Here is a 12,881-nt window from a genome sequence, read left to right on the forward strand (position 1 = left end):
GGGGTAGGTTTTCGACCCGTGTAAAACCCGTATCTTTTTCTATACTTTTATTATGTTTCCATTCTCAATTCTAATTAACGGACTTTTGCATGGTGGTTTAGCACTTTTATTTGAAATAATATCTTCCAATGTTTTTAATTTGAAATCTATTTGCTTACTTCGATGTTTGAATGTGAAACTCATAAAAATCCATTGCTCAAGTTCTTTTTTTGTACAATTAGAAATTAATTTAGCCTCAAATAATTGTTTAAAAAAATCTGCTAGTTTATTTGCATTACTAGTGAAATTAAGTTTAGTTTTTGGTTGATGTTTATTTTCTAAAATTAACTTTAATTCACTTTTTTGATCGTCAAAATGGACATTTAATATACTAAGTATTGTGTCGATTTTGTCACTATCAAAAACTGGTAAATTATTGATTTCAGACTTAATATTTGTTTTAGGCTGAAGTACACTTGAGAGTCTGGTAATTATAATATTATCATCTTTTTTAGCACTGCATTTACCAAAGTTTTTAAACAATTCAGGATGTTTATTGATAAGCTCATCCACTTCAGAAACAATACCCGAATAGTATCCATATTTTCTTATAATCTTATTATTTATAATTATGGGATATTTGTCTTTAACATAACTCCAACCTTTTTTGAAAGAATCAAAATTGGAATGAAAATAATTGTGATGAAGAGTTTTTATATAAGTTGCGTTGTTTGTTCCGTATAGAATTTCTAGTGTAGGACTAAACTCCTTTTTGAAATATTCTTTTCCCTTTATAAAGGCTTTAGTATATTCCTCCATGAATTTGTAAGTATCTATATTTCTAATTAGATTACTATTCCTTATTTTGGCTCTTATATAGTCATTTGAAAAGATTATGGCTAGTTCAGGAGTATAAATTTTTGCTTTATTTCCATCGATGTTTATTTTGATGAAACCATTAGTCTTTATTTGATTATTATGGATTGAGAATAAATCTGTTTTTCGGATTTCCGAAGGTTCAAATCCTTCTAAGTAGTAATGTGGGTCACTTATATCATTTGATTGTTTCAAATAAGTATTTATAGGCTTTATAATATTTTGGATTTGTTTAGTGCTGAAAAAAACTTTCGCATCAAATAGGATTTGTTGTGCTTCTGTTTGAGAGATACTGTTTTTATTGAGGACATCTTTAATATGATGAGTTCTAATACTTTTAGTGTTAGTTATATTATTGCCGATTAACTCATAAGCAATTTTGTTTTTGATTAGTTGCTCCTTCATTTGGGGAGATGCGTGTAAAAAATCATTAATATAATTATCTGCATACATCTTTAGTTCACGATAAGAAGAGTTAATTTCTTTTTCTGAATACGCTGAAGTTGTTCCAACTATGAAATCTATTTCTAAATCAATGTTTTCTTGATCCTCAACAAAGTCTTTTAAAATTTGAAATTGAAGAAGAGGTAGTTTTATCTCTTCAAGTTTTTGTATTAAGTCTTTAGCAAAATTTGTAGCATATTCATTAAAATTATTATGTGATCGATTTATTGCCAAATTTTTGAAATCATTAATTTTTAGCGAAATAAAATTTAGTCTGCTTATAATTTCTGTTTCATTGATAGAATGACTATAGTATTTTTTAGCCAGTTCATTTCTTATACATAAATTGTTAAATGTAGTTCTCAGATTTTTAATCTCACTTTCGAATTCAGTCATTTGTACGAAATCAGCAGCAACATTGTTGTGTTTTTTTAATGGGATATTTTTGAATGCTTCAGAAAAACCTTTTTCTAATTCTTTAATATTGTAGTGGCTTATTATGAATAAGTTGAAATTTGGTTTTAACTCGGTTTTTAAGTAGCCATTAAATAATTCTACCCTTAAAGATTTGTCTTTTTGAAAATACTCAATAAAAGGTAACTGTTCAGTCTTGTCCGTATAGAGCTCATTTAAAAAAGTACGTTTTTTATTCATATAGGTTATGAAGTATATAGTCAGCTATTTTCTAAGTATCTCTAAAAATACAAATTGAAATAAAATTTTATAGTATTATGAGGTCAATAAAAAGAAAGAAAACACTGACTAAGAGCAAATACAAATAAAAAATGACTTTAATTTTTGACAAAACATCAAACAAAAGCAACTATAAAGTATACTAAAAGCAAGAAAACCTATTTGCCGATACAAAAATTAGCAAAGATATTACCAAGTAAATCATCACTCGTAATTTCTCCTGTAATTTCTCCAAAATGATATAAAGCCTGACGAATATCTATCGCCATAAGGTCTCCAGAAAGTCCGCCATCAAGGCCATATTGTACTTTTTGGATTTCTTCTAAGGCCTTTAATAGTGCATCATAATGACGAGAATTTGTGACGATGGTTTCATTATTGCGTAAAGCACCAGTATTTACAAATTCCAGAAGTTTATTTTGTAGCTCTTCAACTCCAGTATTATGTTTGGCAGAAAGTAAGTGAATTCCTTCTATTTCAGATTTTAGAGTAGAAGTTTGATTATCATTGAGTTTATCAACTTTATTAGCAACAATAATCAATGGTTTTTGTGGGTGTTTATTTGTGATCTTTCCTATTTCGGTTTTTAGTTCCTGTATACTTTCACCTGTTAATAAAGAACCATCAACCAAATAGATAACTACTTGTGCCTGTTCAATCTTTTCAAAAGTCTTTTGTATTCCGATACTTTCTACTACATCTTTGGTTTCTCGGATTCCTGCAGTATCAATAAATCGAAATCCGATTCCTCCAATAATGATTTCATCCTCTATAGTATCTCTTGTAGTACCAGCGATATCAGATACAATAGCGCGTTCCTCATTGAGTAATGCATTAAGTAATGTAGATTTACCAACATTAGGTTCTCCTACAATTGCAACAGGAATTCCATTTTTTATTACGTTTCCTACAGCAAAAGAATCAATAAGACGTTTTAATACTTTAGTAATTCTAGAAATAAGATCCTTAAATTGAGTACGATCTGCAAACTCCACATCCTCTTCTGCAAAATCCAGTTCTAATTCTATGAGAGAAGCAAAATTAAGGAGTTCTTCTCGAAGCATTTTAATTTCATTGCTAAACCCACCTCTCATTTGTTGCATGGCAATTCGATGAGAAGCCTCAGAATCAGAAGATATTAAATCAGCAACAGCTTCTGCCTGTGATAAATCTAGCTTGGCATTCATAAATGCTCTAAGCGTAAATTCACCAGCATTTGCAGCTCTACAGCCATTGCGTAGTAGCAATTGAATAATTTCTTGTTGAATATATGTAGACCCATGACAAGAAATTTCTATGGTAGGCTCACCAGTATAAGAGCTAGTACCTTTAAAAACAGATACCAGAACTTCATCCAACACACGTTCTCCGTCTATGATATGACCTAAATGTATCGTATGACTTTTTTGGTCTCGTAATTTTTTACCATTAATAGACTTAAATAACGGAGAACAAATAGTAATTGCATCTTTTCCTGAAACACGGATAACTGCTATTGCACCTGCCCCTGAGGGAGTTGCTAAAGCTACTATGGTATCTTGAATAATCATAAGTTAAAATATCAAAAAGCAAAAATAGACATTAATACAGGTATTATAAATTTTGGTTAACATTTTTGATGAGTTATTTTTCTTTTATATATTGTAAGAGGAAGAAAGGAATATTTTAATATAATAGTTAATTTATTCCTAAAAAAAGAATAGGAAAATTTATTGATTGTAGCTGGTTAAAATATAAAAAAGTCAGTTGGTTGAGTTGTAGTAGTATGATGAGTCATACTGCTATAGTGTACTTTAAATAGTAACTAAATTTAATGTCAAATCAATAAAAACTATTCTTATTCTTATGAATTACACAAACACAAACATCACTCAAGTTAATTGCCGATATCCCATATCCCAAAAGTATGTACTTATATACTTGGCACTTTTATTAATTTCTTATACTGGTTTTGCTCAGGACGAAATACCTAGGCATTATACAGAGTATGACATGCAAATACGATCAAATAATGATCAGAGTAGAAGTAGTTCACAGGTTATCACAGAAACCATATCAGAAAAAGGAGCTACTTGGTTACGATTATTTCTAAAAGATGTAAACTTAGGAAATAAAAGTACATTGACTATCACATCTGTATTAGATGGAGCAACACAAACATTAAATTCCAAAACAATAAAAGATTGGAAAAACACGACAGCCTATTTTAATGGAGACGAAGTTATTCTTAAATTAACTGTAGCTCCAGGAGAAAGTTCTATAGGTATTGGTATCAAAGAACTAGGAGTCGGAGAAAAGTATAAAGGAGCAAAGAGTCAATGTGGATCAAGAGATGATAGAGTTGATTCTGCCGATAATGCTATTGGGCGGATAGTACCTATTGGGTGTACTGGTTGGATTATAACTAATGGTAGATTAGTAACAGCAGGGCACTGTACTGGGAGTAGAGCACAACTTATAGAATTTAATGTGCCTAAGTCTAATTCAGGCGGAAGTATTGTACATCCAGGCCCAGAAGATCAATATCCAATCGGTAATTTTGTTACACCATATACAAATAATCCAAGCCAAGCCAATGACTGGGCAGTATTTACAGCAAGTGCAAACTCGCAAACAGGGCAAACACCAATACAGGCACAAGGTAAATCATTTAATGTAGTGCAAAGTGCTCCAGGAAGTAATATAACGATTACTGGATTTGGTACTGATACAGGTAGAGATAATCAAACACAACAGATACACACAGGGCCATTATCATCAGTAAATAATACATTTGTTAGATATCGAACAGATACTACAGGAGGTAACTCAGGAAGCCCAATTATTGATGCTGCTACAGGAAATGCTATAGGAGTTCATGCGTATGGTGGATGTTCTGGTGCTAGTGGATCTAACTCTGGAGAACGTGCAACAATACCTGCATTTTGGAATGCTATGGGGTTAGATGGTAATCCACCACCACCACCATGTACAACAATCGATTTTAATGATTTCCAGATTACGCCTTTTTCTAATCAAGATAGAGCAGGTAATTTCTCTATACAAAACGGTGGAAATTCCTTGTCATTACAAAATAATACATGGAAATATATTTCTATGAATTATAATGTAACAGCGAATACAGTAATAGAATTTCAGTTCAGTAGTTCTTCTCAAGGAGAAATACATGCCGTTGGTTTTGAAAATGATAACTCATTGACACCATCAAGATATTTCAGAGTCTATGGTACTCAAAACTATGGAGTCGGTAATTTTGATAATTATTCGGGGTCGGGAACCAAAACTTATAGAATACCTGTAGGTAATTTTTATACAGGCGCAATGAACAGGTTGGTTTTTATTAATGATAATGATGTAGGTAGCGGAAACTCTTCTATATTTAGTAATGTGAAAATTTATGAAGGATCATGTGGTCAATCTGCAACTTCAGAAGATTTAATAGCCGAATTAGAGTCTGCTACACCTATATTAGGAAAAGATAATGAAAGTGATTTATCAGGATTAAAAATCTCACCAAATCCAACTCAAGATAGTTTTTCTTTGAATGTAAATCCACAAGTAAAAGGAACTGTTACTGCAACAATCTATACTATATTAGGAAGTAAAAAAAGAAAAATAGAACTTCAACCAGGAATAAATACGATATCAACTCGTAGTTTGTCTTTGGGGGTAGGTATTTATCTTATCAGAATTGATAACGGAGAAGAATCTACAACAAAAAAATTAATTGTAAACTAAAATTAAATAGATAAAAAGACATTAATTTAGTTAATATTTTAGGAAACACTCTTATGTTATACTCATAAGAGTGTTTTTTTATTACATGATTTAATGTGTAAAATTGTAACAAAATAGGGGAGTGTACGTCATATAAGTAGTGATTGCTAATATTTTTAGCAATTGATCAATCATCAATCAAAAAATGTAAATTATGAAACAAGACAGATCATTATTAGTCGTTACCCATTTATCACAATTATTAGACCTTATTACTGGATTTGGAGGATTTGTAGTGCCATTAATACTATGGTTAACTCAAAGAGAAAGAGTTATGGCAATGGATGAGCACGGAAAATCAATTATGAATTTTCAGATAAGTATGTTTATTTATGCTATTATCTGTGTTCCGTTAACATTTATATTTGGCTTAGGGGCAATAGGATTAACTATCATAGCAGTACTATGTGTTGTATTTCCTGTGATCAATGCAATAAAAGTAAACAAAGGAGAACAACCATCATATCCATTATCAATAGAGATTATTAAATGATTAAAAAAAAGAGAGAGAGGGAATTCCCTCTCTCTCTTTTTTTTAATGCTGATTAATTCTAAAATCAGGATAAGCATCCATACCATGTTCATGGGTATCTAATCCATCAATTTCTTCTTTTTCAGATACTCGAATTCCTATAGTCTTTTTGAGAATACTAATAATAGCAAAAGCAAAAAATAAACAGAATCCCCCTATGATTAATACACCAGCTGTTTGAATCATAAATTGATCAAATCCAGCCTTTGATCCAAAAACCCCTACTGCTAATGTACCCCAAATACCGCAAATCAAATGGACAGATATTGCACCTACAGGGTCGTCTAATTTTAATCTATCTATCAATGATACGCCAAGTACGGTAATAATACCTGCAAACATACCAATAATCAAAGCTTCATTTGTTGACATTAGGTCAGCTCCAGCGGTAATACCTACTAATCCTCCTAAGATTCCATTCAAAAACATAGTGATATCATAATTTTTATAAAGTATAGTAGAAAATATAAAAGCACCAATACCACCACTTGCAGCAGCAAGGCATGTAGTAACTAATACTAATGAGGTAACTGCAGGGTTTGCAGAAAGTACAGATCCACCATTAAATCCAAACCACCCAAACCAAAGAATAAGTGCACCAGTAGTAGCAAGAGGAATGTTATGCCCAGGGATTGCCTGCGGTTTTTTTTCTGCAGTAAATTTACCAATCCTTGCACCCAAAAGAATTATAGCAACCAATGCAGCCCATCCACCTACAGAGTGTACAAGAGTAGAGCCTGCAAAATCATAAAACCCTTCAGCCTCCCCAATTTTTAGAGTATATAAAAAACCTTTGCCCCATTGCCAAGAACCTACTATTGGGTACACAAAACCTATGTATACCAAAGTAAAAATCATAAAAGCGCCAAGTTTTATACGTTCTGCAACAGCACCAGAAACAATAGTTGCAGCCGTAGCCGCAAACATTCCTTGAAATAAGAAATCTGTCCACCAAGTGTAGCCTCCATTCGCATAAGCAGGAGTCATACCATTTTCAGGAGGAGTGATGCCAAATCCAGCAAATTTTATAAAACCAAAATCCCCGTCTTCAAAACTTGGATACATAAGGTTAAAACCTCCTATATAATAAAGTAATAATCCTATACAGATAATAAATACATTTTTGAATAATATATTAATGGTGTTTTTTTGACGTGTAAGCCCTATTTCTAATAAAGAAAATCCCAGATGCATGAAAAATACTAGCGCAGTACATATCATCATCCATATATTGTTTGTAGTTAAAAGTTCCATTATTTAATTAGCATTAAAGTTTATTTTTATTTTCCTTTTTTTATGATACCAAACCATTAGTTCAATGTTTCTTCACCTTTTTCTGAGGTTCGTATTCTATATGCTTCCTTTATATCAGAAACAAATATTTTTCCATCGCCTACTTCTCCTGTTTTTGCAGCTTCCAGAATGGCAGATATAGCAGCCTTTTCAAAACTATCATTCACTACTATAGATAAATACCTTCTTTGTATATCTGTGGTGCTATAGGTAATCCCTCTATATACACTACCTTTTTGTTCATGACCCACTCCAGTTACATCCCAATAAGAGAAAAACATAATACCTTTATGGTGTAAAGCTTCTTTTACAACACGATACTTAGACCTTCTGATAATTGCTTCTATTTTCTTCATAAAACAATAAAAAATTAAAATTAGCACTATTATAGAGGTGAATTTATGTAAAATATTATATAACGCTATTTTTTTAGGGGGTGTTTTGTTTATTTTTATCAATATTGAATTTTTAACCCTATTTAAATTAGGGGTAATTATTTTTTTAATATAAAAGTGAGGATTTGATATTGGTTTTTTAACGATACTTTACGAAAACGTTTTCATTAAAATTTATTGATTATCAATAAGCTAAGATTTACAGTTTTTAGTCAAAAATGCATTGTCAAATTCATAATTAGAGGTCCTTATTTTGTGATTATACTACCCAATACAGGCTTTTTTTAACGAGCTCAGAAAAGTGATGCTGAATGCTCTCGTTTTCTTTTTCCTTCCTTAATGATTTGTTAATTTCATCAACTTGTAACACCTTTTAAGTTTGAAAACAGTATGAAGAAACAAGGAATGTATCTACCAGAATTTGAGCATGACGCATGTGGTGCCGGATTTATCTGTAGTCTAGCAGGAAAAAAATCAAATGATATTATTCATAAGGCTTTAGAAATTCTTGAAAAACTAGAACATCGCGGTGCAGTGAGTTCTGACGGAAAAACAGGAGATGGAGCAGGAATATTAATTGATATTCCTCATGATTTTTTTGTAGAACATTGCGATTTTAAATTACCTGATTTTGGAGAATATGCAGTTAGTAATGTTTTCTTGCCTAAGAAAGATAATCAAAGACAATTCTGTATAGATACTTTTGAAAAAAATATTAATGATCAGGGATTAGTGTTATTAGGATGGAGAGATGTTCCTGTAGATGAAACCCATTTAGGAAAAATAGCAACAACAACAGAACCTTTTATAAAACAAATATTTATAGGTAAAAAAGATAAGAGTCAAAGCTATTTTGATTTTAATTTAAAGCTATTTACAGCTAGAAAAATAACAGAACATACCATATATAGTTCTAAACTCTCTGAGAGCAAATTTTTCTATTTACCAAGTCTGTCTACAAAAACCTTAATATTCAAAGGGCTTTTAATGCCAGAAGATATAAAGCTTTATTATACAGACCTTTTAGACCCAAAGGTGGTAACACGTTTAGCATTGGTACATCAACGATTCTCTACCAATACATTTCCTACTTGGGATTTGGCCCAACCTTTTAGATACATGTGTCATAATGGCGAAATAAATACCCTGCGTGGTAATGTGACTAGAATGCGCTCTAGAGAAGAACTATTAGAGAGTGATTGGTTTGGAGAGGATATAAAAAAAATACTACCAGTTGTATTAAAAGGCAAGTCAGATTCAGCATCGATGGATATGGTGGTAGAGTTATTATTAATGACAGGAAGATCGCTTCCAGAAGTAATGATGATGATGGTACCAGAAGCATGGGAGAAAAATCCAGAAATGTCAGAAAAGAAAAAAGCATTTTATGAGTATAATTCATGTACTATGGAGCCATGGGATGGTCCAGCATCGATTCCTTTTACAGATGGTAATTATATAGGTGCAGTATTAGATAGAAATGGGTTAAGACCTTCTCGTTATAGTGTGACCAAGGATGGCTATGTAATTATGTCTTCAGAAACAGGGGTGGTAGATCTAGAACCTAGTAATATAGAATATCATGGTAGACTAGAACCAGGAAAGATGTTTCTAGTAAACATGGATGAAGGAAGAATTATAAATGATGAAGAAGTCAAAGAAGAAATAGCCGCTAGACACCCATATCGTAAATGGCTAGATAAGAATATGGTACACCTTAAAGATATACCATATAATGATTGTCCTTTATTTTTAGGAGAAGAAACAGTAGCCAAGCGCAAAGAAGTATTTGGATACACACAAGAAGATATCGATACGATTATTGCACCAATGGGACAATTAGGTAAAGAACCAATTGGTTCTATGGGATCTGATACACCAATAGCCATACTCTCAGAACGCCCGCAATTGATTTATAACTATTTTAAACAATTATTTGCACAGGTAACCAATCCACCTCTTGATGGGATTAGAGAAGAACTGATTACAGATATCAGTTTAACTCTGGGAGCAGATCATAATATATTTGATATTACAGAAAAACATTGTAATAAGCTAAAAGTACAGAATCCTGTAATATCCAAAGAAGATCTTGATAAAATCAAAACATATACAGGCAAAGGATTTAAATGTAGCTCTGTATCTATGTTATACAATATCAACAGAGGATTAAATGGGCTTGAAGATGCACTTGATGGATTGCTCAATGATGTATCAGATGAGATAGAACAAGACACTAATATTATTATCCTCTCTGATAGAAATGTGAGTAAACACAGAGCACCGATTCCAGCATTATTAGCCTGTTCATATGTAAATAGTGGATTGCAAAGAATGGGAAAACGGTCTAAAGTAAGTTTAATTATAGAATCTGCAGAACCTAGAGAAGTACATCATTTTGCACTACTGTTTGGGTATGGTGCTAGTGCTATCAACCCATATATGGTCAATGAGATCATTGCAGAGCAAATCAAAGAAAATGATATCTCGGGCTTAGCCTTTGAAGAAGCAGTTTATAACTATAACAAAGCAGTAGGCAAAGGGGTATTAAAAGTCATGAATAAGATTGGGATTTCAACATTGAACTCCTATAGAAGTTCTCAGTTATTTGAATGTATAGGAATCAACGCCAAAGTTGTTGATCAATATTTTCCTAATACGGCTACTCGTATAGAAGGAATAGGGTTGTATGAAATCGAAAAAGAAATCTCTAAGCGTCATAAAAGAGCTTATATTGATCAAGAAGTAGCAGCAAACTTGAATTTAGAAATAGGAGGACAATATCGATGGAGACGTAATGGAGAAAAACATCAGTTTAATCCTTTGTCTGTAGCCAAACTACAAAAATCCGTACGTGACAATGACTCCAAAACATATGCAGAATATGCAAATTTAATTAATGAACAATCAAAATCATTAATGACCATTCGTGGATTATTAGAATTCTCTAATTATGATCCAATCCCGATAGAAGAAGTAGAGCCATGGACAGAGATTGTAAAGCGTTTCAAAACGGGGGCTATGTCGTATGGATCAATTAGTAAAGAAGCACATGAGAACCTTGCAGTTGCAATGAACCGAATAGGAGGAAAAAGTAATTCGGGAGAAGGAGGAGAAAATCCACTTCGTTTTTATAAAGATGTAAACGGGGATTGGAAAAACAGTGCAATAAAACAAGTAGCATCAGGTAGGTTTGGAGTATCCTCAAATTATTTAACCAGTGCAGCAGAGATTCAGATAAAAATGGCTCAAGGAGCAAAACCAGGAGAAGGAGGGCAGTTGCCAGGGCCAAAAGTAAATCCTGAAATAGCCAAGACCAGAAACTCAACTCCTTATGTAGGTTTAATATCACCACCACCACATCACGATATTTACTCTATAGAAGACTTATCGCAATTGATTTATGACCTAAAATCTGCAAATAGAGAAGCGAGAATTAATGTAAAACTAGTATCAGAGGTAGGAGTAGGTACTATTGCGGCAGGAGTAGCAAAAGCAAAAGCAGATGTAGTATTGATCTCTGGTTTTGATGGAGGTACAGGAGCTTCACCTTTGACATCCCTAAAACATGCAGGGTTACCTTGGGAACTAGGAATAGCAGAAGCACAGCAAACACTAGTAGGAAATAATCTGCGTAGTCGTATTGTATTAGAATGTGACGGACAGTTAAAAACAGGTAGAGATGTTGCCATAGCATGTTTGCTAGGTGCAGAAGAATTTGGATTTGCAACGGCACCGCTAGTAGCTTCAGGATGTGTAATGATGCGTGTATGTCACCTTAATACCTGTCCCGTTGGTATTGCTACCCAAAATCCAGAATTGCGTAAAAAATTCAAAGGCAAACCAGAACATGTTGTAAATTATATGTATTTCGTAGCTCAGGAATTGAGAGAAATTATGGCGCAACTTGGTTTTAGAACCATCAATGAGATGATAGGGCAGGTAAGTAAACTGGATCATAAAAAAGCTATCAATCATTATAAAGCGGCAGGAATAGATCTAACCCCTGTTTTACATCAAGTAGAAACCCCAGAAGGTAGATCAATATATAATACAGAAAAACAAGATCATGGGTTAGAAAAATCCATAGATTTTAAAATTATAGAAAAAGCACACCCAGCGCTATTCCGTAAAGAAAGAATAGCCCTAGATTTTGATATCGTAAATACAGATAGAGCAGTTGGGGCAATATTAAGTAATGAAATCTCTAAAATATATGGAGCTCAGGGATTACCAGAGAACACATTAAAACTCAATTTTACAGGAGCAGCAGGACAAAGTTTTGGGGCGTTTGCAACCAAGGGACTTACCATGGTGGTCAATGGTAATACCAATGATTATTTAGGAAAAGGACTGTCAGGAGCAAAAGTGATCATCAAAGTACCCGAAGAGTCTACCATTGTTCCTGAAAAAAATGTAATTACAGGAAATGTAACCTTATATGGGGCTACCGCAGGAGAAGTATACATTAATGGTAAAGCAGGAGAGCGATTCTGTGTGCGAAACTCTGGAGCAACAGCCGTTGTAGAAGGAATAGGTGATCATGGATGTGAGTATATGACAGGAGGTATAGCTGTTATTCTAGGAGAGGTTGGACGTAATTTTGGAGCAGGAATGTCTGGAGGTATTGCATATATCTATGATAAAGAAAAAACATTTGAAGCACATTGTAATGCTGAAGCTCTTAATCTAGATCCTGTAGAAGAACAAAAAGATATTAATGCATTGAGAACACTAATCGAGAATCATTATAATGCCACATTAAGTCCTTTGGCACAAAGAATTTTGGAAAATTGGGAAAGTGAATTGCCAAAGTTTATTAAAATTCTACCAGAAGAATATAAACAGGCATTAATACGATTAGAAGAAGAAAAATTAGCACAAGCATAAAA

At 32.8% G+C, this 12,881-nt stretch carries 7 protein-coding genes; 3 read left to right on the forward strand and 4 right to left on the reverse strand.

What is annotated here, in order from left to right:
- Window positions 1-39: 39 nt before the first annotated feature.
- Both DG508_RS03505 and mnmE read right to left on the reverse strand, forming a co-directional pair.
- A complete protein-coding gene (locus DG508_RS03505) occupies window positions 40-1,953 on the reverse strand; it encodes a hypothetical protein (RefSeq protein ID WP_108866809.1) in 1,914 nt (637 codons plus the stop codon).
- 197 nt (window positions 1,954-2,150) lie between these two features.
- On the reverse strand, window positions 2,151-3,542 hold the full coding sequence (gene mnmE / locus DG508_RS03510; RefSeq protein ID WP_108866810.1) for a tRNA uridine-5-carboxymethylaminomethyl(34) synthesis GTPase MnmE: 1,392 nt from the start codon (window positions 3,540-3,542) through the stop codon (window positions 2,151-2,153).
- Between the two features lie 295 nt (window positions 3,543-3,837).
- Here mnmE and DG508_RS03515 point away from each other — a divergent pair, with 295 nt between their 5' ends.
- Window positions 3,838-5,730, forward strand: a complete 1,893-nt coding sequence (locus DG508_RS03515; protein WP_108866811.1) for a trypsin-like peptidase domain-containing protein — start codon at window positions 3,838-3,840, stop codon at window positions 5,728-5,730.
- A 193-nt stretch (window positions 5,731-5,923) separates the two neighbouring features.
- Window positions 5,924-6,262, forward strand: a complete 339-nt coding sequence (locus tag DG508_RS03520) for a DUF4870 domain-containing protein (RefSeq protein WP_108866812.1) — start codon at window positions 5,924-5,926, stop codon at window positions 6,260-6,262.
- Window positions 6,263-6,304: 42 nt separating this feature from the next.
- Here DG508_RS03520 and DG508_RS03525 read toward each other — a convergent pair whose 3' ends face one another.
- Together DG508_RS03525 and DG508_RS03530 are read right to left on the reverse strand one after the other, a co-directional pair.
- Complete coding sequence (locus DG508_RS03525; RefSeq protein ID WP_108866813.1) at window positions 6,305-7,555, reverse strand: ammonium transporter; 1,251 nt, start codon at window positions 7,553-7,555, stop codon at window positions 6,305-6,307.
- A gap of 56 nt (window positions 7,556-7,611) precedes the next feature.
- The gene (locus DG508_RS03530; RefSeq protein WP_103867167.1) at window positions 7,612-7,950 is read right to left on the reverse strand and encodes a P-II family nitrogen regulator; all 339 of its coding nucleotides are present in this window, start codon (window positions 7,948-7,950) and stop codon (window positions 7,612-7,614) included.
- A 429-nt stretch (window positions 7,951-8,379) separates the two neighbouring features.
- On the opposite strand from DG508_RS03530, the gene gltB reads away from it, so the two are divergent.
- The gene (gltB, locus tag DG508_RS03535) at window positions 8,380-12,879 is read left to right on the forward strand and encodes a glutamate synthase large subunit (protein ID WP_108866814.1); all 4,500 of its coding nucleotides are present in this window, start codon (window positions 8,380-8,382) and stop codon (window positions 12,877-12,879) included.
- The last annotated feature ends 2 nt before the right edge of the window (window positions 12,880-12,881 follow it).

It is taken from the genome of Aquimarina aquimarini, from assembly GCF_900299535.1.
GTDB lineage: Bacteria > Bacteroidota > Bacteroidia > Flavobacteriales > Flavobacteriaceae > Aquimarina > Aquimarina aquimarini.